Consider the following 21,441-nt stretch of genomic DNA (forward strand, 5'->3'; position numbering starts at 1 on the left):
GCGCCCCGCGAGACTGCATAGATGTTCAGGAAAATCAATACCTAATTTTCGCCTAACTCATGAGTCAATCGTCTAATTCCTCATCTTTACCCCCGCTCTCTCGACGAACGGCCTTAAAACTAATGGGAGTTGGCGCTGTCGGGGCCGGGTTAGGTTATTCCCGCCTTGCCAAACCGCAGCCCACCCGCCACCAACCTGACAGCCTCGATTTACCCCGGAATTTAAGCGCTCAAAAAAGCGTCGTTGTCGTCGGCGGCGGACTCGCTGGACTAGCTTGCGCTTACGAACTCAGTCAGCGCGGTTTCGCGGTTACTTTATTGGAAAAGTCGCCGCAATTGGGAGGAAAAATCGCCAGTTGGCCCATTCAAGTGGGCGGAGAAGAATTCATGATGGAACACGGCTTCCACGGCTTTTTTCCGCAGTATTACAACCTCAAGAATGTTGTTGAGGAATTGAGCATCGGCGAGAATTTTAAGTCTTTAGAATTTTACTCGTTGGTATTCCGCGCGCCGCAAACAGATTCCGATCGCGATCGCGCTTACGCACCCGAAGTCTTTCGCCCCAGCCATTCGGCCTTTCCTTGGAACATTGTCGATTTAGCAATTTCTTCGCCCAACCGTTTCCGTTGGGGAATTAATTTAACAAAACTCAAGCACCTGCAAGTTTTTCGCGCGATTACAGGTTTCCAAATCCCCGAAAGTTTCGATCGCCTCGATAGTATCGCCGTTTCCGATTGGGCAGCCCGAGATTTCCCCCAAGGATTGTACGATCTTTATTTCCTGCCTTTTGCTAAATCTAGCCTCAACGCGCCGGATGTTCTCAGTACCGGGGAATTACTGCAATTTTTCCACTTTTATTTCTTCGGCAACCCGGAAGGACTGGCGTTTAATGGCACGAGGGACGATATGGGAACCAGTCTGGTGCAACCGATCGCGCGATCGATTCAAGCCAAGGGCGGGCGTATTATGACTGAAGCCACCGTCAGTCAAATTCATTGCAAAGATGGCAAAATCGAGTCCCTCAGCTATCAACAAGGGAACAGCGAAACCGACGTTCCTTTTTGGGTAGAACGCAATCCTTTGCTGACGGACGGCGAATATTACGGCGGCGGCGATCGCGTGTTCCTGGCGAAAAACGAAGGCGAAGCACTTTCTCTGACTTGCACCCATCAAGGTTGCACGGTTCAAAAACAAGCCGACGGAAAGTTCTTCTGTCCTTGTCACGGCGCGAGTTACGACGAACGCGGACGAGTTCTCAGCGGTCCGGCGCGACGAGATTTACCCCAGTACGCGATCGCGCAACGAGAAGGCGATCGCGCTCAACTGATTGCGAAATCGCCCGCCCCCCCGGAAACCCAGGAAACCTTAACCGCCGATTACTACGTTATTGCCGCCGATGTACCGGGAACGCGCCACCTGTTTACTTTGATGGAAGGAGACACGAACGCGCAACTCAACCGTAAAATCGAAGGCCTCGCGATCGCAGATCCCTTTGCCGCCGCGCGCTTTTGGTTCGATCGCGACTTCGAGTGGGAACACAGCAACTTTACTTCCCTTTCCGGTTACAGCCTCACTGACAGCATCACCCTCTACCATCGCATTCAAACCCAATTCATGGAATGGTCGCAACGCACTGGCAACAGCGTTGTTGAATTGCACGCTTATTGTTACAAAGAAAAAGAGTTTCCCACCCAACAAGCATTACTTGCCACCTTCGAGCAAGAACTTTATGAAATTGTCCCCGAATTAAAAGCAGCAACCTTACTGCATCGGGAACTTGTCAACCAGAAAAACTTCTCCGGATACCCGCCTAACAGTTACGCCGAACGCCCGGAAACAACAGTAGAAATCCCCAATCTCATGCTAGCGGGCGACTGGGTAAAAATGCCTTTCCCTTGCGGTTTAATGGAACGCGCTGTTAGTAGCGGTTTGCTAGCCGCGAATGCCATTATTCATCGGGAAGGTTTGCAGCGGCGGACGCTATTTTCAGTCAATCCGGAGGGAATCTTGAAAATTTAATTGATAAAAATCATAAAATAAATTGGATTGCTAATACCAGATTGATGAGAAGCTGCATAGAATAAAAAGTAGGGTGTGGAGCGCGAAGCGTAACGCACCGTTCTCCTGAGAATTGAGGAGAGTTGATTCTAGGCAACGCAATCTTAAAATTGGTATAAATAGCTCGCTCGAGCCTTTCCAGGTCTCCAATACCAAGTTCGTTATTCCCTAGACCCTGTGTATTATTATGCGTTGTGCAATTTCCAGTCGTGCGGGTCAAACTTTAGCTCGAGGTCGTTTATTTATCCAAAAAGAGGAAGATGGGGAACTGCGCTTGATGTTTCAGAGCGATCGCGGAACTGTAGTCGAAGGCGGACTGGTGGCGGACGATGGCGATATGACGGTAGCCAGTCAAGAATTGATGCTGCAATTTTTCACCCTCTGGCGGATGACAGACTTGACATTAACCGCTACTTCTAAGGGTGCGCGGGACGAACATTATTTGTCGCGACCGATAACGTATTAGCCTCGTATTAAGCTATGAAATTATTATCTTCGATCGGTATTGGCATCGCGATCGCTTCTTGCCTCAATCCGACCCAACCCCTCCTCGCTCAAACGCGCGATCGCATTCCTATCGCTACCCAAGTTCAAGCGGTTGTCGAACGCTTGACGGGCGTGATGGATACTTCCGCGCAACAGGCGAAAAATCCTCAAGCGCCGAACGTGCGGATGACAACTTGCAGCGTTCGCGTTACGGACTCGGAAGCGACTTTTCTCTACCAAGAACAAGCCCTAGCGCAAAGTTTAGATCGTCCCTACCGCCAGCGTTTTCTGCGGGTTGCGCCCAGTGCGGCGGGGGATACCGTCGAATCGAAATCCTACAAGCCCTCCAATCCTCAAAATTGGAGCGGATTCTGCAATAAACCGATTGAGGAGCGTGTTGTTAACTTAAACGAGCTAAGCGACGCAGAATGCAGCGTTTTTCTGGTTCCGGTTGCTAATCTCTACGTCGGACACACGCAAGCGGGAGGATGCGCGACGAATGTACGAGGGGCCGTTCGCATCACTAATTCGGTGTTTCTCCATGCTGGAGGGATGGATACTTGGGATCGCGGTTACGATGCGGATGGGAAGCAGGTTTGGGGGGCAGGCGGACAGGCTTATCAATATCGGCGAGCCAACTAATAATGAATGATGAATGATGAATAATGAATGATGAATGATGGATAAAAAAAATTTAGGATTCGTTCCTCAGTCATTTCTAATCATTCGTAATTCGTGATTTGTCGTTCCCCTCAATCTTTTCCCCGCGCGATCGCGATCTGCGCCTCCAGACGCGCCGAAACCTCACTCAGCGACGAACCCGAGCTAAATCCGCCGGAAATCGGTGCGGCGTACCGGGGAAAAGCGCTTGCAGCAACGGCAATATGGCGATCGCAAACCGCTAAACCTTGCGTCGGATCGAAACCGCGCCATCCCGCCCCGGGCAAGTAAACTTCTGCCCAAGCGTGTAAATCCCGGCGTTCCTGCTCGATATCTCCCTCCTGATAGCCGCTGACGAACCGCGCCCCTAAACCCATACAGCGACAGACTTCCATAAATAACACCGCGACATCGCGACAAGAACCCCGCCCCTCCCGCCACGTCACCCCCGGATACCAAGGATCTCCCTCCTCCCGCACGATATGCTTGCAATTGTCGTATAACCGTTGATTGAGCGCGGTTAAAAAAGAAATGGGTTGTCCGCTAACTTCTCGTTCGATTTCCTGCGCTAGCTGCACTGCAACGGGATCGAAACTCACGCCGTAGGGTTGTAAGTAGGGCTGGAGTTGCAGCCACAAAGAATGCGGATAATTGATGGGTAATTGTAGGGCTTCTGTTTCGAGTAAAAAGTTGAAAGGATTGCTTTGTCGGGTTTCAACTTCACTCGTTAAAACGATCTTTAAGAAGTCTGTTTCTTGTTGAAAAGAGAGTTTAACGATCGCGTTGCCGTCGAGATCGACCCAATGAAAAATCCCTGCCGGTTCCGGTTCCACTGCGATCGAAAAGTGTTGTAAAGTTTGCCAACTATCACAACGGGGGCGCAGGCGAACAATATGAGGTTTAAGCAGGACGGAACGATTGTAAGTATAGGTGGTTTGATGGCAAATGCGATAGTACACTGTGATTGGGGAAGGTCGAGCTTCGTGATTGAATTTCAGGCGATCTTATGAGTTATCGAGCGTACCTGCTCCCGATGTCAAGTTGCTTCGCTCCCATTCGTAATCAATACCCCCTAAATTATTTTAGAGGCTTGGAATTTGATTGTTAGATGAGCGAGCTTTTATTCCCTAGTTCTTAATTCTAAATCAACGCAGATTGAATCGAGTGTATCTTGTTTAACGAGAGATTCTGGAGTTTGTTCTTTGCTAATTTGTCCGACCAGAATCCAAGAAAACGTTAAAAGAGCGATCGCGGAAATCGGATCCATGTTGCCTCCTCATCATCAATTCTCTCACCGGCAATCGGAGGATTGCATTTTTTTAATATCTTCACTAAAGATTCTCAAAATTCCGCTAGATTTGAGTTAAGTTTGATGAAGACGATAAGGGAACAGAAAAAAGTAGGGGCAAACGATAATTCACCCCTACGGAAGGCTTAAATGATTAGGGAACCAGAGACGAGATCGCGGCTTCTAATTTTTCCGTTGCTTCATCCACTTCAGCAGCAGAAACGATTAAAGGTGGTACGAAACGCACGACTTTATTACCGGCAGGAACCAATAATAAACCTTTGTTCATTGCCGCTTTAACCAATTCAACGGCAGTCAGTTCGATGTCTTCTTTGAGTTCTAAACCGTTAATTAAACCCCAACCGCGTACTTCAGAAATTAAACTGGGATGCTGTTGCGCGATCGCGTTTAAATTCGCGCGCAACTGTTCGCCGCGCGATCGCGCATTGTCCAAAATTCCCTCTTCCTCTAACGTCTTCGCCACCGTTAGCGCCGCCGCACAAGCAAAGGGATTGCCACCAAACGTACTCGCATGGTTGCCCGCCTCAAAGACATCGTAGGCTTTCTTGCACATCATTGCACCGATGGGAATACCGCCCGCTAACCCTTTCGCGCTGGTGAAAATATCCGGTTCGATACCCAGATTCTCATACCCCCACCATTTCCCCGTGCGTCCCATTCCGACTTGCACTTCATCGAGAATCAGCAAAATTTCCGTTTCATCGCAGATTTTGCGAACGCCGTGGAAATAATCGAGATCCCCCGGACGCACGCCCCCCTCACCTTGCAATGCTTCGAGCATAATCGCACTGACGCGGCGATTGCCCTCATCGAGATCGCTAATCGCATCTTCCAACGCTTCTAAATCGTTGTAAGGAACGTAGGCAAATCCGGGAACGAGAGGATCGAAATGCTTTTGATATTTCGGTTGTCCGGTGGCGGTAATCGTTGCTAGCGTCCGTCCGTGAAAACTGGCTTTTGCCGTCAAGATGACGGGTTGTTCGATTTGCTGGACGGTGTGAGAATATTTACGCGCCAGCTTGATTGCTGCTTCGTTCGCCTCCGCCCCAGAATTGCAGAAGAACACGCGATCGGCACAAGAATGCTTGACAATCCACTCCGCCAGTTCTCCTTGCTCGGCAATGTAGTAGAGGTTGGAAACGTGATGCAATTTCTGAATCTGTTTGGCAACCGTAGCAGCGAGAGCGGGATGGGCGTGTCCGAGGGTACAGGTGGCAATCCCAGCAACAAAATCGAGATATTCTTTCCCTTCGGTATCCCAAACGCGGCAGCCTGCACCGCGTTCGAGGGCGATGGGAAAACGCCCGTAAGTTCCCATGACGTAGGTATCGAAGCGATCGCGTACCTCGCTCGTGGGTGTATAAATCGAGGTGGCAGGGGGGGCTTTGAGGAGGGTTTCTGAACTCACAGGTTAACTCCGGTTTGAATTCTTATTTAGGTTATAGTAATCGCAATTTCCTTTTCGTGGGGGAGATTTTCGGTGCGTGTCAGGAAAGGTTGGTTTTCTTCCCAAATCTCGGAAGGATTAGGATACCCTAGTAGGGTTAGCAGAAAAGCCGAACTCGGCTGGGGGAACTTATGGTACAAGAATTCCTCGTCAGCGACGATTATTACGTTCCAGATGCCGAACAACTGATTACTGAAGACGATACGCCGGTGGATAATTGGGCTTCGGAAAAACAACAACGCCTTCTGGCGGGAGCGCTGTATAGCAATCCGCCGCAACAAACTTTTCTGGCTGCGGCGAATGTTGGAATTTATTACGCTGATGGCGAACCAGCGATTGTCCCGGATGTTTTTGTCAGTTTGGATGTTAGCGTTCCGGAAAATTGGTGGGAGAAACAAAATCGCGTTTACATGATGTGGCGATTTGGAAAGTCGCCAGAAGTCGCGATTGAGATTGTTTCTAACAAAGTTGGCGAGGAGTTGGGGGAGAAGAAACGCATCTATGAGTTGATGCGGGTGAGTTATTACATTGTCTACGACCCAGCGCGGCAATTGAGCGATCGCATTTTACGGATTTTTGAGTTAAGAGGACGGCGCTACACGGAAACGTCGGCTACTTGGTTGGAACAGGTGGAGTTGGGCGTGTGTTTGTGGGAAGGAGAGTTTGAAAATCGGCACGATGTCTGGTTGCGGTGGTGCGATCGCGCGGGTAATGTTTTACCGACGGGTGATGAGTTAGCTCGGACGGCACAGCAGCAACGCGCCGAAGCCGAACAGCAACGCGCCGAAGCCGAACAGCAACGCGCCGAAGCCGAACAGCAACGCGCTGAAGCCGAACAGCAACGCGCCGAAGCCGAAGAACGTGCCGCTCGCGCCGAAGAACAAACCCGACGATTGCTCGAGCAGTTGCGGGCTGCGGGAATCGAGCCGGATCCAACGAATTGACAATTGATAATGGATAATGGACAACGTTGAGGAACTCAGAAGTTGAACGGCTCCGAACGTTATCAATTGACAATTATTCCCTACGTTATCCATTGTCAATTAAGTAAATCCTAAATATTGCTCGATCGCCGCTCATGGAAACCTCAGAACTCAACGAACGGCAACGTACTTTGTCGCGAATGGCGATCGCCACTTCCGAACAACAATACCACCGCCTGCGCAAACAATTATCGGCTGGGGTAGCTGGACTGGCTGGAATTTTTTTGATGGGAACCCTCTGGTACAGTCTCGTTGAGAAGTGGACGTGGATCGATGCAGCTTATATGACAACGATTACGCTGGCAACGGTGGGATATTCGGAAACGCATCCGTTGAGCGAGCGATCGCGTTTATTTACAATTTGGCTGATTGCAGCGGGTATCTTAAGTATCGGTTACATCGCCAATCGGTTTACAGAAGCCTTAATTCAAGGCTATTTTCAAGAAGGCATCCGCCAGCAACGAAGGAGGCGCGCGATCGAAAACTTTAAAGATCACTACATTCTGTGTAGCTACGGTCGTATGGGGTATCAAATTGCCCTCGAATTTGAAGCCGAAAACATCCCCTTTGTCATTATTGAATCGGACATCAGCCACGTTGAAGATGCCCGACAGCACGGCTATATCGTCATTCAAGGCGATGCAACCTTGGATGAATGCCTGATACAAGCGGGCATTAGTCGCGCCGTATGCGTGGTTGCTGCCTTGCCTTCCGATGCCGAAAACCTCTATACGATTTTATCGGCTAAAGCCCTCAATCCGAATATCCGCGCGATCGCCCGCGCCAGCAGCGAAGAAGCCATCCAAAAACTCAAGCGCGTCGGTGCTAATGCTGTCGTCTCGCCTTACGTTACCGGCGGACGCAGGCTTGCCGCTGCTGCTCTCCGCCCCCAAGTTATGGATTTCGTCGATGGTATTATTACCGGCACGGATCGCTCTTTTTTCCTCGATGAATTTATCCTCGGCGAGCGCTCTCCTTGTATCGGACATACCCTCCGCGATGCCAAACTGCGCGTTAAAACGGGCGCGCTCGTGCTGGCGATTCGTCGCGCTGACGGCAAGTTAATCGGCGGTCCTTCCGGGGAAACCGTTCTCGCTCCGGGCGATTTACTCATTTGTATGGGAACTTCCGAGCAGTTACACGCCCTCAATCAGTTATTGATGGTAGCACGCCCTTATTAAAATTCATGAATACCGTTCTCACCGATAAAAAAACTAAGTTTTAATTGGAACTATCGAAATTGTTTCTTCGTACAGCGAAACTCTAATCTGAGTCATGAAAACATTGAATCTCAAACAAATATTCAACGCAGTCGTTATCAGTGTCGGTACTTCTTTCTTAGTCACCTCTTCTGTCGGTGCTACATCATCTAATGGAGCCGCTAGAGTCAATTCGATCGGGTCTGGCAACAACCTCATCATTGCTCAATCAGAGCAGATTTATTTTGCGCCAGGGGAAAGTTCAGCTTCAGTCAGCGGTGGAGTGCCTCGAGGAACCAGTTATAGCTATTTCCTCGATGCTAGTGGCGGTCAATATATGACTGTTTCGATTAGTTCGGTTGAATCTAATGGCGTATTCAGTATTATAGCTCCTGATGGCTCGGTTCTGGCGGGAGAAGCAACGAGTTGGGGAGGAACATTACCCAATAATGGAACGTACCAAATTGTAGTTGGCTCGACTCGGGGGGGAGCTAGCTATACTCTTTATGTTGCCATTCAATAAGGCTGGATTTTCTTGAATTTTTTGAGTTATCTAACGGTAGAAAAACAGGGATTTGGGCATTAGGACGCATTCAAGACATTCAGATTTTGAGTAGGGGCGAACGATTATTCGCCCCTGTTGGCGTTAAGCTGGCGATGCAACCGAAGTTGCAGAACTGCGCCGCCGTCGCGCCGGTTTGCTTTGCGGTTCCGTCGGCGTTTGTAACAAGAACACCACCAACGGACGGCTTTGTAATTCCCGATTGGCAAGGCGTTGCAAGCTGCCTTCAATATCGAGACGCAATCCCGTCCAGTCAATTTCGCTTGTTTCGCCTGATGCCATTTCCGAGGCGCGCTGGGCGAGCGTTCGTTCGATAGTTCGGATAGCGAGTTGTTGCAACAGCGATTTCTCGACTGCTGTTACTACGCCGCGCAGATGAATTTCGGGCTGCGCCAGCAGTTGGAAGTCCCAACCCACCGCCGCCGCAACGACAATCGTTCCATCTTCAGCCAATTGTTGCCGTTCTTTGAGGACGTTATCGTGAACGACTCCGGCGCTATCCACTAATTGCAAGCCAGAGGGAACTTTCCCGGCAATGCGAATGCTATCTTCGGTTAACTCCACAATATCGCCGTTGTCGATAATCGGGGTATTTTCCGGCGGAATCCCCATTTGATGCGCCATTTCAGCGTGTTTGACCAGCATCCGGTGCTGTCCGTGAACGGGGACGAAGAATTTTGGTTGGGTTAAGGCGAGCATTAATTTTTGGTCTTCCCGTGCGCCGTGTCCGGATACGTGGATTCCTTGTTCGCGCCCGTAGATAACCTTTGCGCCTTGCATCATTAAGCGATCGATCGTATCGACGACGGCGAGGGTGTTACCGGGAATCGGGTTGGCAGAGAAGACGATGGTATCGCCTGCTTTGACTTTCACTTGGCGGTGTTCGCCTTTGGAAATGCGGGTGAGGGCGGCGAGGGGTTCGCCCTGGGAGCCGGTGGTTAAAATCAGCAGTTGGTTGTCGGGGAGGCGACTGGCGGATTTAAGCGGCTCGAAGATGTCGTCGGGACATTTGATGTAGCCGAGGTTGCGGGCGTGGGCGATGACGTTGAGCATGGAACGTCCGACGACGGCTACTTTGCGTTTGTGTTTCTGAGCGAGTTGGAGGATGATGTTGAGGCGATGGACGGAGGAGGCGAAGGTTGTCACCATGATACGTCCTTGCGCTTGCCCAAAGATGCGATCGAGGTTGGGATAGACGGTTTGTTCGGAGGGGGTATGTCCGGGAACTTCGGCGTTGGTGGAGTCGCTAAGCAGGCAAAGTACGCCTTTGGCTCCGTGTTCGGCGAGGCGGTGCAAGTCGAAGCGTTCGCCATCGACGGGGGTATGGTCGATTTTGAAGTCGCCGGTGTGAATGATTACGCCGAGGGGGGTGTGGATGGCGACGGAGAAGCTATCGGCGAGGGAGTGGGTGTTGCGAATGTATTCGACGAGGAAGTTTTTGCCGATGCGTACCATGTCGCGCGGTTGGACGCTGTGGAGTTGGGTACGATCGCGCACGCCTGCTTCTTCGAGTTTATCCCCGAGCAGCGCCATTGCTAACCTCGGCCCGTGAATGTGGGGAATATCGAATTGTTTGAGGTGGTAGGCAATTCCACCGATGTGGTCTTCGTGACCGTGGGTGACGATCATGCCTTTGATTTTATGCCGGTTTTCCCGTAAGTACGAGACATCGGGCAGGACGATGTTAACCCCGTGCATTCCATCGGTGGGAAAGGCTAAACCGGCATCGAGCAGCACGATTTCGTCTTCGTATTCAAAAATGCAAGTATTTTTACCGATTTCGTGCAGTCCGCCGAGGGGAATGATTTTGAGGGTTGATTGGGTTTTAGAATTACTCATGTGTTTGTTTGGGTAAAAGTTGTGGAATTTTTGAGCGCGATCGCGTTCTGGGGTTGCGATATTGCTCTGGCGCTGAATTCTGAATTTTCGGTTGATGTCCTGCAAACCGATCGCTTAATGCCTCCCTTGGTTGGGAGCTATTCTTAAAAATTGCCAATAGCGATCAAATTAAAGCCAATTGCTCTAAGGTCGTTTTGAGGTGTGCTTCAAGTTCGGGTGGCATTTCGCATAACGGCGATCGCACCCCGCCCACTTCCCAACCTTGTAACCGCAATGCGGCTTTAACGGGAATGGGATTTGTCGTGCAAAATAGCGCTTTGAACAGCGGTAAAAGTTGGAGGTGCATCTCTAAGGCTTTTGCATTTTCACCCGCTTCAAAAGCGCGAATCATAGCTTGTAGCTGGGGCGAGACGAGGTGACTGGCGACGCTCACTACACCAATGCCCCCCACCGCTAACAGGGGCAACACGAGACTATCCTCGCCCGAATAAATGGCAAAGGAAGCGGGCGTATTGGCTCGCACCTGACTGGCAAAGTCTAAGTTGCTGCTGGCTTCTTTTATCGCGATTATGCTCTCAATTTCGGCTAACTTTGCGACGGTTTCGACACTCAAACTGGCGCTGGAGCGACCGGGGATGTTATACAGCATCATGGGGAGGTCGGGACAGGCGCGCGCGATCGCTTCAAAGTGCCGGTAGAGGCCCGCTTGCGGCGGTTTATTGTAATAGGGAACGACTTGTAAAGTGCCATCAACCCCCATTTTAGCAGCTTCTTGGGTAGCAGCGATCGCGGTATCCGTACAATTCGAGCCAGTGCCGACAATAATTTTTGCGCGATCGCCCACTGCCTGTTTCGTAACTCGGAACAACTCGTACTCTTCGTCGTGGGTTAAAGTCGGGGATTCGCCTGTCGTTCCGCAAATCACCAAACCGTCATTTCCCTGTTCGACGAGATGGACGGCTAATCGTTCTGCGATCGCATAATTGACGCTCCCATCTTCTTTAAACGGCGTAACCATTGCTGTAATGACTCGCCCAAAACTGTCATTGACCATTGACATCTTTAAGTTACAAATTGATGAATTCTTAAGTCGTTCCTAACCCTTTATTCAAAGCAGCACGCTGCTTTTCCCCTTCCTTCCAAACCGAAAAAGAAGAAAGAGTTAAAAGAGGGAAAATAGCACTCTTCTAAAGAAGGCGGGTAAAGCGGACATTGAGAAACCAAAAACCCGTTTTCTCTCTCTTCACTACTCTGATAATTCCCTACGCCGAAACTACTGTTTTCGATGCGTTCAATAAATTTTTCTTCACTAAAAGCTCGGCAATTTGTACCGCATTCAGCGCTGCACCTTTCCGAATTTGGTCGCCGCTCAACCACAACTCTAACCCGCAGGGATGAGATAAATCTTGACGAATTCTTCCAACTAAGACTTCATCGCGTCCTGTCGCCTCGAGGGGCATGGGGAAGTAATTTGCTTGCCAATCTTCTACCAACTTCACACCCGGAGCAGCGCTCAAAATTTCTCGCGCTTTCTCCACGGCAAACGGAGACTCAAACTCTAAGTTAACGCTTTCTGAGTGGGCGCGCAGTACGGGAACCCGTATACAAGTCGCACTGACTCGCAAATCCGGCGCGTCAAAAATCTTGCGGGTTTCGTTGAGCATTTTCATCTCCTCCTCGCAATACCCCTGCTCGTTAATCGGGGTGTTATGGGGGAATAAATTAAACGCTAACGGATAGGGGAAAATATTCGCTTCCGGTTCCTTTCCGTCCAAAATCGCGCGACTTTGTACCTTCACTTCTTCCATCGCGCGCGCACCCGCCCCCGAAGCCGATTGATAAGTGGCAACGACGACGCGCTGGATGGGTTGCACTTGATGCAGGGGATAAATCGCCACGCCCATCAAAATTGTCGTGCAGTTGGGGTTCGCAATAATTCCTTGATGGGTTGCTGCCGCTTCCGGATTGATTTCCGGGACGATTAAGGGGACGTTAGGAGCCATCCGAAAGGCACTGGAATTATCGATCGCGACGGCTCCCGCTGCAACCGCTTTCGGCAACCAAGCCTTAGAAGTGGAACCACCCGCCGACGCGAGAACGATATCGATATCCTCAAACGAATTATCGTCCACTGCTTCCACGGGAAGTGCTTCACCGCGAAAGTTGAGCGTACTCCCCGCAGAGCGAGGCGATGCGAGCAGTTTGAGGTCGGCAACCTCAAAATTTCGCTCCTCTAATAACTGGATTAACTCGGCTCCAACGGCCCCTGTTGCGCCAAGAATGGCAACGCGAACTGAATCGGGCAAAATCAATATCCTCCGTTTTTTTCAATAATTTTAAAGATTCACACTGGAAAGCTCGAAAGACTGAAAGGCGTTTAACCGGACGCTCCCGCAGGTGTTGAGGAAAGGGGAGTTGTCGCGGCAAGGCGCTAAACCTTTGACGCTGGCACAAGGCTTGCCGGTTTGCCCTTTGGATTTTCGTGCAGCGGGAGTTGCGCCTACTTGACTCATACTCAAAACTCTAAACTTTAAAGACTTGATTCCCTCAGATCGCGATCTGCGAGTTATCCTTTGCAGTATACCTTCTGTCCGTTGAACCGCGTCGCGAGGGAAGAATTTTCTCGACACGCCTGCCCTAAATTTTAGACCCAATTCCGAAAAATTTCTCGGTTTTTCCAAAAATATGACCGAAAAAGCCTGCCGCCGTGCAATCCATCCTCAGTCGAGTTGCTCGACTTTACCGGCAAAAGCGCTCAGCGGCTCGTCCGAAAGGTTAGAGTTTGAACGCCTGTTCTAACTCGGTTGCAAGCCGGAGCCGACAGGGGCAGTTGCACTCAATTCTAATGCCGGATGGTCTTCTTGTATTTGTCGTAAATTCCATTCATTCTTAAACAGCAAAACGGGACGATTCCAGGCATCTTTTACGGTTAAAGTATTAAAGATGCGTCCTGCTTTTTCTAAGGCTGCCCAATTGCCTGTTACCCAGCGCGCAATACTATAGGGGAGCGGTTCCATACGCGTTTCTACGCCATACTCACTCTGCATCCGAAACTGCACGACTTCAAACTGCAATTGACCGACGGCAGCGAGAATGGGGTCGCGTTTAAATTCGTCGGTTGAATACATGATTTGAACGGCTCCTTCTTCTTGCAATTCGCTAATTCCTTTATTGAATTGTTTGAATTTAGAAGGATTGGGATTTTTGATAAAAGCAAAGAGTTCGGGGGAGAAACAAGGTATTCCTTCATACTCCAATTTCTTGCCCGTATAAATCGTATCGCCGATCGCGAAAACTCCGGGATTGTTTAAGCCAATTACATCCCCCGCATAGGCGACTTCCAGCGATTCTCGGTCTTGGGCGAAGAGTTTTTGCGGGCGAGAGAGACGCACGGTTTTTCCCGTTCTTGCATGGCTGACGGTCATATCTTTCTCGAATTTTCCCGTACAAACGCGCACGAAGGCAACGCGATCGCGGTGTTTTGGATCCATATTCGCCTGCAATTTAAACACGAACCCCGTAAACTCGGGATAGGTGGGTTCTAGTTCGCCTGCTGAAGATTTTCGCGCTTCGGGGGCGAGGGCAAAATCGAGGAAAGATTTTAAGAAGAGTTCTACCCCAAAGTTGGTCATCGCACTGCCGAAAAAGACGGGAGTCATTTGACCGGAACGAACGGCTTCTAAGTCTAAGGCCGCGCAAACTTCGTTGAGGATTTCGAGTTCTTCTTTGAGTTGGTAATACAGTTCTTGTTCGAGCAATTCTTCAATTTTAGGATCGCCTAAATCGATGACGGTATCTCCGGCTTCGCGAGAACCGTGAGCGCGTCTTTCAAAGAGGTGAATGCGTTGCTGCGTGCGATCGAATACGCCTTTGAAGCGCTCGCCCATCCCAATTGGCCAGTTTACCGCATAAGTTTGCAAGCCGAGTTCTTGTTCGATTTCGTCGAGCAGTTCCAAAGGTTCGCGTCCCGGACGGTCGAGTTTGTTAACAAAGGTAAAGATCGGGAGCGATCGCAATTTACACACTTCAAATAGCTTGCGCGTTTGCGGTTCTAGCCCTTTTGCCGCATCAATGAGCATGACCGCATTATCCGCTGCTGCTAGCGTGCGATAAGTATCTTCGCTAAAATCTTGGTGTCCGGGAGTATCGAGCAGGTTAATCTGATAGCCGGAGTAGTTAAACTGCAAGACGGTGGAAGTGATGGAAATCCCGCGTTGTTTCTCCATTTCCATCCAGTCCGAAGTCGCCTGACGTTGCGCCCGCCGTGCTTTTACCGCCCCCGCTTCGTGAATCGCCCCTCCGTAAAGCAAGAGTTTTTCGGTTAGGGTTGTTTTCCCCGCGTCGGGGTGGGAGATAATAGCAAAGTTGCGGCGGGAGTTCACCGCGTTTTCGATTTCGGTCTGGAGTTCGGTGGGCATTCGCTGAAGATTTGGTTCAATACTTGCAGTCAAATTTAATTATAGGCGTTTGAGATCGGATTCTCCGGCTGGCATGGTAATTTAGGCTCTGTTTGGGGTCAAAAAAGCTCCGGAGCGAGATGCGATCGCGTCGTATTAACAATCGAGGACTCTTGAAGTCGTGCGGGTTGCAAGATATCGCCTCTTGTCTCTATTTCCGGAGTCAATCAATTGCGTTCCAGCTTCGAGGTAGTCTATGTGGCATTTAAGGCAAATTGTAATAACTTTTCTTTTAATTTTTGCTTCGGCCGCTCTCCACGCCCGCTCTTTCAAAGTTACCTCGCCTCAGTCTTTATCCAATCGGATAGAGCGTCAGGCGCGCACTCAAGAGGTGAGTCCGTGCCAAGATTTTCTCGACAGTTGGGGACAGAAACCGCCACAGTTACAGTTTATCGATTGCCAACAAGTGGCGACATCTCAAGGCGATCGCGCGATCGCTACTTATTCGACAACCAGCGCTGATGCAGCCGCAGTCGAAGCAGTTTTACAACATAAGTTTAGAATGGCTCCCCTTCAGTTTGTTGAAGGAACATGGGAACCTGTCGTCTCAAACGATAAGGGTCAATTGCGTCCTGCATCGGGCGAGTTTGTCGATGATAACGGAAATATTTTTGAAGTTGTTATGACTTCGGAGAGAACAACTTTCTCTCGTCGTCAAGATTGGAGGAAGATAAGTAAATTTAAGGTTAGTATTATTCAGCATTTAGAAATGACGCGATAAGTTAGGAAATTCCGAAACAGAAGGCTGTTAATGTTTTCTAAAGTCAGAGATTGCAAAGTACGGTTTTCACGTTGTTTTTGACTATAGAGAACGGAGAATGATGTTAGAAAAGTGATATACTTGCTTAATGTTTCTAGCTTTGTAGATAAAATCGATCCGAATGAGATGGAATCCTGAAGACTACGCTAAAAACTCAGATGCTCAACTGAAATGGGCGCAAGAGTTAATCGTAAACTTGAACCTGCGCGGCGATGAATCCGTGTTAGATGTCGGTTGTGGCGACGGTAAGATTACCGCAAGTTTTGCGAAGTCTATTCCAGAGGGAAGCGTTGTCGGAACGGATAGTTCTCCAGAAATGATTGCCTATGCTCGAAACGTTCATTCTAGCAGCGAGTATCCCAATCTTTCCTTTGACTGTATCGATGCGCGTTGTTTGGATTTTACGGAAGAATTCGATCTGATTTTTTCTAATGCAGCGCTTCATTGGGTTGATAATCATCAAGCCTTTTTACGGGGTGCGAGTCGAGCGTTGAAAAGGGGCGGGCGCTTAATTATTTCTTGCGGCGGTTTTGGGAATGCTGCCGATGTTTTAGAAGTCTTTAGCGAACTCGTGACGCTGGAAAAGTGGAAGGATTATTTTGGGGAGTTTCACAATCCCTACTTTTTTTACCGCGATCGCGATTATATCCCTTGGTTATCCGAGTCCGGGTTTCGAGTCCAACGCCTCGAATTAGTTCCTAAAGACATGGCGCATCAAGGAAAAGATGGGTTAGCGGGTTGGGTTCGGACGACTGGGATGCCTTTTACCCAATGCGTTCCCGAGCGCGAACGAGAAGACTTTATCGCTAATTTTGTCGATCGCTATCTAGAAAAATTCCCCTTAGATGGCAATGACTTAGCGCACGTTCGCATGGTACGCTTAGAAGTAGACGCTTTCAAGCGATAAGCCCCAAACGTTTTAGGGTTAAAATGCTTTAAAACTCGCTCTAATTCGGCTATCCCCGATTGCTAATCGCGATTCGATAATCCAATGGATTGGAAACTATTAGGCTTAAGTTTTATAACAGTTTTTCTAGCTGAGATCGGCGATAAAAGCCAATTAGCAGCGATCGCGCTAAGTGGAAGTTCGCGATCGCCACGCGCAGTATTTCTAGGTTCCATTGCTGCATTACTGCTAACCAGTCTCATCGGCGTACTTTTGGGTGACGGTTTAGCCGAAATTCTGCCCACGCATTTTGTCAAAGCGATCGCGGCTTTCGGTTTTGCATTTTTAGGGTTACGTTTGTTATGGTACGAAAAAAAGTAATGAGCGATCGGTGACGAACAGGAGTAAGTAAATTTCAGGACTTCTAACTCAAACCTATACTTCCCTTCTCGATTTTTTTAGAGTTCGTTGACGCTTCTAACCGAAAGAAAAAGTCGCCAGCCTTTTTTTTAAGTGGGCAGAAGGTCTTCTACTGTTAGCTGTTTACTGGATTGAATGGCACTGACTTAAGGCTGGTGGGCGTTGCCCACCCTACGAAATAATCTGTAGAGACTTTGTATACAACGTCTCTACAGGTGATTTTTAAACTCTTATTTCAGTGCCGTTCATGACTGAATTGGCAGGCTTCTCACCTGTCTTCATTCATTATCAATTATCCATTATCAATTATCAATTATGACTTTTACGGTTCCAGCTATTGAAACGCCAAATACCTTACAAATCCGCTTAGAAATCCGAGCGCTACAAGCTCAACTGGTAGAATGGCGAAGACAATTACACCAACGCCCCGAACTCGCCTTTAAAGAACAAATAACTGCGCAATTTATCGCGCAAAAACTGCAAGAATGGGGAATCGAGCATCAAACGGAAATTGCAAAAACGGGCATCGTAGCAATTATTAAAGGCGATCGACCCGGTAAAGTATTAGCCATCCGCGCCGATATGGACGCGCTTCCCATCCAAGAAGCGAACGAAGTTCCCTATCGTTCGCAGCACGACGGGATTATGCACGCTTGCGGACACGACGGTCATGTTGCGATCGCGCTCGGAACGGCTTATTATCTCTCTCAACATCGCCATACTTTTAACGGTACGGTGAAAATTATCTTTCAACCGGCAGAAGAAGGCCCAGGCGGTGCAAAACCGATGATTGAAGCGGGCGTTCTCAAAAATCCCGATGTCGATGCCATTATCGGATTGCACCTGTGGAATAATCTTTCCCTCGGACAAATTGGGGTGCGAAGCGGCCCTTTAATGGCTGCGGTAGAATCATTTCACTGTACGATTAACGGGCGGGGCGGACACGGTGCAATGCCCCATCAAACCGTCGATTCCATCTTAATTAGCGCCCAAATTGTTAATGCTTTACAAGCGATTGTAGCGCGCAATGTTAACCCCTTAGATGCCGCCGTTGTTACCGTCGGGGAACTCCACGCCGGAACCGCCAATAATGTCATCGCCGATTCAGCCTGGATGAGCGGTACGGTACGCTATTTTAACCCCCAACTCGAAGATTTTATCGGCGAACGGTGCGATCGCATTATTGCCGGAATTTGCAGCAGTCACGGCGCAACTTACAACCTCGATTACTGGCAATTGTACCCCGCCACCGTCAACGACCCCAAAATCGCTGAATTTGTCCGTTCCGTTGCCTTAGAAGTCGTAGAAACGCCGTTAGGAGTCGTTCCCGAATGCCAGACGATGGGCGGGGAAGATATGTCTTTTTTCCTTAAAGAAGTTCCGGGATGTTACTTCTTTGTCGGTGCGGCGAATCCTGCTAAAAATCTTGCCTATCCGCACCACCATCCTAACTTCGATTTTGATGAAACGGCGCTCGGAATTGGGGTAGAAATGTTTGCGCGTTGTGTAGAACGGTTTTCAGAAATCAGTTAAAGATTATTGATTAACTTTTTGTTAAAAATTATAGAGACGTTGTATACAACGTCTCTACAGGCAAGGCATTGGCTAACAATACGAACGAGCGTTACTTCCTTCCCGGTTTAAAATTTCCTCCAGTTAATGCAAAACTTCTTCCAATTGATGTTGCTGCCAAAGGAATTGATACAATCCTTGTTGGGCGAATAACTGTTGGTGCGTTCCCGCTTGGACGATTTTACCGGCTTCCATCACTAGAATGCGATCGGCAGCAGCAGCGGCGGAAAGTTGATGAGTAATAAAAATTACGGTTTTATTACTCGTTCCGCTGGAAAGATTTTGCAGAATTTGCGTAGCAGTTTGATTATCGACGCTAGAGAGTGCATCATCGAGGATGAGAATTGGCGCGTCGATGAGGAGGGCGCGGGCGAGGGCAGTACGCTGTCGCTGTCCGCCAGAAAGCGTAATCCCGCGTTCGCCAACTAAAGTATCGTACTGCTGGGGAAAGTTGAGGATTTCTTCGTGAATTTGGGCAGTTTTGGCGGCATAAACGACTTTTGTGCGATCGCTCAATGGTTTGCCGTAGCTGATATTTTCTTGAATCGTGGCACTGAAGAGGAAGCTATCTTGCGGGACGTAAGCGATCGCGCGGCGCAAATCGTGCAACTTTATTTTAGCAATGTCGCAGTCATCAAGAAAAACTTGTCCCGGTTCGAGGAAAAGTAAGCGCGGTAAGGTATTGGCGAGGGTAGATTTTCCCGAACCTACTGCCCCGACAATCGCCACAGTTTCTCCCGGTTCGATGCTAAAACTTACGTCATTTAAAGCCGGATTTTTTGCACCGGGATAAGTGTAGTTGAGGTGGGAAACGACAATTTCGCCGCGAATAGTTTCGGGGGAAAGGGAAATTGCATCGGGAAGATCGCGAATTTCCGGTTCGACTTGAAAGATCGATTCGACGCGATCGATACTGACTTCGCCGCGTTGATAAGCCGTAATCGTGAAACCGAGTAACGCTGTCGGGAATACTAAGCGTTCGACGTAGAGAATCAAAGCGACAAAATCGCCAATCGTAATCTCGCCGCGCGCGATCGCACCCGAACCCATCATCAATAAAATCAAGAGTGAAACGAATACTAAGCCTTGAATAATTGGAAATAATAAATTTCGCGTTCTTGCAAGGCTTAAATTCGCGTTCAACAAAGCGAGATTTTTCTTCGCAAAAGCTTTACGTTCGTTTTCTTCCTGAGCGTAAATCTTAATCGAAGCGATGCCGCTCATATCTTCTTGAATAAGCTGGCTGACATCCGACAAATTTTCTTGTACGTCTCGTTGTTGCACGCGCAATTTATCGCTAAATAATTGCACCGAAATCAACATAATCGGATACACCGCCAAGGCAGCCAAACTTAAGGGAATATTAATTCCCAACATCACTGGAAGCGTCAGCGCATACGCAAAGAGCGTATTCACCAAACTCAACACCGCAAAACCCACCAAGCGACGAATATTATCTAAATCGCTCGTGGCACGGTTGATTAAATCGCCCGCCGTATTCGTATAAAAATAAGACGGATGGAGAATCAATAAATGCTCGAAGATTTGCTGCTTGAGATCGAATTCTACCTGCCGTCCTACGCCAAACATGATGATGCGGGAAGCCATGCGAATGAACCACATCACCGAGGCGAGGACAATAATGACGATCGCGTAGCGCGTCACTTGTTCGGTAATGGTTGCCGCGCGCAATTTGTCAATACTATCGCGAATCAACAGGGGAATATAAACCCCCAATCCATTCACCGCCAGCAGAGAGAGAATCCCTAAAAGAACTTTTTGCCAGTGGGGGCGCAGGTAGCCCCCGAGTTTTTTTAATCGCGAGTTAGCCATTTCCTTAATTTAGCACGATCGCACCAACTGTTACCCCCGTCCTCCGGCGGACGGGGAAGAATCGTTAAAGATTTAATATTGGCAATTGAAATAACTATAGCTTAGCTAATCCCATAACCCGTATGTTGCCGCATATAAGGCGCATGAAAGGCTAAAATAATTTTATCTTTAGGAACGCCCGCTGCTACAAGTTCGTCGGTAATTCCATCTTCAATCCCATCTCGGTGAATCCAAATTTTACCCTCAATGATTTCGACATGGACGACGCAGCCATGAATTCGCCGCTGTCCATCCCACCCAGCATTCATAAGGACGAAATTGTTGCGATCGCAATCTACAATAAATTTACTTTCAATTTCGCCATGTCCGAAGGGAATGCGATGATGGGCTTCTAAAATTCGATAAACAATATCCCGATAGTCTTCTACTCTATCCATTGCAAAACCTCGGCGGTTTTTATATTAAACCTGAAAGGAATTCATTTTAAGCCGGAACCAAGGCATCAACGCGCTGCAAGACTCGCATATCTTCCTCATCTAATTCAACGGGCATCCCGCTACGAATCAGTTCTGCAAAATCTTCATTGGGAACCATAATGCACAAACAATACAATCGTCCCGAACCCGTATTCCGTATTTCGTGAATGCCCGTTGGACGCACTAATAAACTGCTCCCAGGATGCAAGCTAAGCGTTTTTCCGTCGCAACTAGCGAGTCCTTCTCCTTTGAGGACAAAAAACATTTCTACGGCGATATTATGGCGATTAGGTGGTGTTTTTCCGCCCGGATCGAAGATTTCTACGCAAACGGTAAGGGACGCATCGGCGACATCAGGATCGAAGACAATCGCGAGGCGATTAGTGTCGTGGGGGCTAATCCGATAAGCTTGATAGTCGTTCGGAGATTTGACGACGGGAATCGTACAGCGATCGGGATTTGCTTGTAGAGAATTCATCGGGCGAAGTGGGGGTA

General features: G+C 48.9%; 22 protein-coding genes. 11 read left to right on the plus strand and 11 right to left on the minus strand.

Going from position 1 to position 21,441, the window contains the following annotated elements; genetic code table 11:
* Positions 1-59: 59 nt before the first annotated feature.
* The 3 genes from H6G50_RS18745 (at position 60) to H6G50_RS18755 (ending at position 3,185) form a co-directional block, all read left to right on the plus strand.
* Complete coding sequence (locus H6G50_RS18745; RefSeq protein ID WP_190719649.1) at positions 60-2,018, plus strand: FAD-dependent oxidoreductase; 1,959 nt, start codon at positions 60-62, stop codon at positions 2,016-2,018.
* A 226-nt stretch (positions 2,019-2,244) separates the two neighbouring features.
* Complete coding sequence (locus H6G50_RS18750) at positions 2,245-2,523, plus strand: hypothetical protein (RefSeq protein ID WP_190719652.1); 279 nt, start codon at positions 2,245-2,247, stop codon at positions 2,521-2,523.
* A 14-nt stretch (positions 2,524-2,537) separates the two neighbouring features.
* Complete coding sequence (locus H6G50_RS18755) at positions 2,538-3,185, plus strand: chromophore lyase CpcT/CpeT (RefSeq protein WP_190719654.1); 648 nt, start codon at positions 2,538-2,540, stop codon at positions 3,183-3,185.
* 110 nt (positions 3,186-3,295) lie between these two features.
* Here H6G50_RS18755 and H6G50_RS18760 read toward each other — a convergent pair whose 3' ends face one another.
* The 3 genes from H6G50_RS18760 to H6G50_RS18770 form a co-directional block, all read right to left on the minus strand.
* Positions 3,296-4,162 (minus strand): transglutaminase family protein, encoded by an 867-nt coding sequence (locus H6G50_RS18760; RefSeq protein WP_190719656.1) that lies wholly within the window; start codon positions 4,160-4,162, stop codon positions 3,296-3,298.
* 161 nt (positions 4,163-4,323) lie between these two features.
* Complete coding sequence (locus H6G50_RS18765) at positions 4,324-4,470, minus strand: hypothetical protein (RefSeq protein WP_190719659.1); 147 nt, start codon at positions 4,468-4,470, stop codon at positions 4,324-4,326.
* 175 nt (positions 4,471-4,645) lie between these two features.
* Positions 4,646-5,920, minus strand: a complete 1,275-nt coding sequence (locus H6G50_RS18770) for an aspartate aminotransferase family protein (protein ID WP_347239963.1) — start codon at positions 5,918-5,920, stop codon at positions 4,646-4,648.
* A 170-nt stretch (positions 5,921-6,090) separates the two neighbouring features.
* Here H6G50_RS18770 and H6G50_RS18775 point away from each other — a divergent pair, with 170 nt between their 5' ends.
* From H6G50_RS18775 to H6G50_RS18785, 3 genes are all read left to right on the plus strand, one after another.
* Entirely contained in the window at positions 6,091-6,903 is an 813-nt protein-coding gene (locus tag H6G50_RS18775) for a Uma2 family endonuclease (RefSeq protein ID WP_190719662.1), read from the plus strand.
* 134 nt (positions 6,904-7,037) lie between these two features.
* Positions 7,038-8,123, plus strand: coding sequence for a potassium channel protein (locus tag H6G50_RS18780; protein WP_242032897.1), 1,086 nt, complete (start codon positions 7,038-7,040; stop codon positions 8,121-8,123).
* A gap of 94 nt (positions 8,124-8,217) precedes the next feature.
* Positions 8,218-8,664, plus strand: coding sequence for a hypothetical protein (locus tag H6G50_RS18785; RefSeq protein WP_190719665.1), 447 nt, complete (start codon positions 8,218-8,220; stop codon positions 8,662-8,664).
* A gap of 123 nt (positions 8,665-8,787) precedes the next feature.
* Here H6G50_RS18785 and H6G50_RS18790 read toward each other — a convergent pair whose 3' ends face one another.
* A complete protein-coding gene (locus H6G50_RS18790; RefSeq protein ID WP_190719667.1) occupies positions 8,788-10,542 on the minus strand; it encodes a ribonuclease J in 1,755 nt (584 codons plus the stop codon).
* On the opposite strand from H6G50_RS18790, the gene H6G50_RS23985 reads away from it, so the two are divergent.
* Positions 10,543-10,689, plus strand: a complete 147-nt coding sequence (locus tag H6G50_RS23985; protein ID WP_206756579.1) for a hypothetical protein — start codon at positions 10,543-10,545, stop codon at positions 10,687-10,689.
* Positions 10,690-10,705: 16 nt separating this feature from the next.
* On the opposite strand, the gene dapA is transcribed toward H6G50_RS23985, so the two are convergent.
* The 4 genes from dapA to prfC form a co-directional block, all read right to left on the minus strand.
* Positions 10,706-11,596, minus strand: coding sequence for a 4-hydroxy-tetrahydrodipicolinate synthase (gene dapA, locus H6G50_RS18795; protein ID WP_190719733.1), 891 nt, complete (start codon positions 11,594-11,596; stop codon positions 10,706-10,708).
* 208 nt (positions 11,597-11,804) lie between these two features.
* On the minus strand, positions 11,805-12,848 hold the full coding sequence (locus H6G50_RS18800; protein ID WP_190719669.1) for an aspartate-semialdehyde dehydrogenase: 1,044 nt from the start codon (positions 12,846-12,848) through the stop codon (positions 11,805-11,807).
* Positions 12,849-12,878: 30 nt separating this feature from the next.
* Entirely contained in the window at positions 12,879-13,055 is a 177-nt protein-coding gene (locus tag H6G50_RS18805; protein WP_190719672.1) for a hypothetical protein, read from the minus strand.
* Positions 13,056-13,337: 282 nt separating this feature from the next.
* A complete protein-coding gene (gene prfC / locus H6G50_RS18810) occupies positions 13,338-14,960 on the minus strand; it encodes a peptide chain release factor 3 (RefSeq protein ID WP_190719736.1) in 1,623 nt (540 codons plus the stop codon).
* Between the two features lie 370 nt (positions 14,961-15,330).
* Between prfC and H6G50_RS18815 the strand changes: the two genes are divergently transcribed.
* The 4 genes from H6G50_RS18815 to H6G50_RS18830 all read left to right on the plus strand — a co-directional run bounded on the left by H6G50_RS18815 (position 15,331) and on the right by H6G50_RS18830 (position 18,598).
* Complete coding sequence (locus H6G50_RS18815) at positions 15,331-15,720, plus strand: DUF4952 domain-containing protein (protein ID WP_206756580.1); 390 nt, start codon at positions 15,331-15,333, stop codon at positions 15,718-15,720.
* Between the two features lie 160 nt (positions 15,721-15,880).
* On the plus strand, positions 15,881-16,666 hold the full coding sequence (locus tag H6G50_RS18820; protein ID WP_190719675.1) for a methyltransferase domain-containing protein: 786 nt from the start codon (positions 15,881-15,883) through the stop codon (positions 16,664-16,666).
* Positions 16,667-16,750: 84 nt separating this feature from the next.
* On the plus strand, positions 16,751-17,026 hold the full coding sequence (locus H6G50_RS18825) for a TMEM165/GDT1 family protein (RefSeq protein ID WP_190719678.1): 276 nt from the start codon (positions 16,751-16,753) through the stop codon (positions 17,024-17,026).
* 354 nt (positions 17,027-17,380) lie between these two features.
* Positions 17,381-18,598, plus strand: a complete 1,218-nt coding sequence (locus tag H6G50_RS18830; protein WP_190719682.1) for a M20 family metallopeptidase — start codon at positions 17,381-17,383, stop codon at positions 18,596-18,598.
* Positions 18,599-18,721: 123 nt separating this feature from the next.
* Here the strand turns inward: H6G50_RS18830 and H6G50_RS18835 are convergent, their stop codons facing one another.
* From H6G50_RS18835 to H6G50_RS18845, 3 genes are all read right to left on the minus strand, one after another.
* Positions 18,722-20,470 carry an ABC transporter ATP-binding protein gene (locus H6G50_RS18835; RefSeq protein ID WP_190719685.1) on the minus strand — a complete coding sequence of 583 codons (1,749 nt, stop codon included), beginning with the start codon at positions 20,468-20,470 and terminating at the stop codon, positions 18,722-18,724.
* Between the two features lie 101 nt (positions 20,471-20,571).
* Positions 20,572-20,907 (minus strand): XisI protein, encoded by a 336-nt coding sequence (locus H6G50_RS18840; protein WP_190719688.1) that lies wholly within the window; start codon positions 20,905-20,907, stop codon positions 20,572-20,574.
* A 46-nt stretch (positions 20,908-20,953) separates the two neighbouring features.
* Entirely contained in the window at positions 20,954-21,424 is a 471-nt protein-coding gene (locus H6G50_RS18845) for a cupin domain-containing protein (RefSeq protein ID WP_190719692.1), read from the minus strand.
* Positions 21,425-21,441: the final 17 nt, after the last annotated feature.

It is taken from the genome of Oscillatoria sp. FACHB-1406, from assembly GCF_014698145.1.
Classification (GTDB): Bacteria; Cyanobacteriota; Cyanobacteriia; order Cyanobacteriales; family Spirulinaceae; genus FACHB-1406.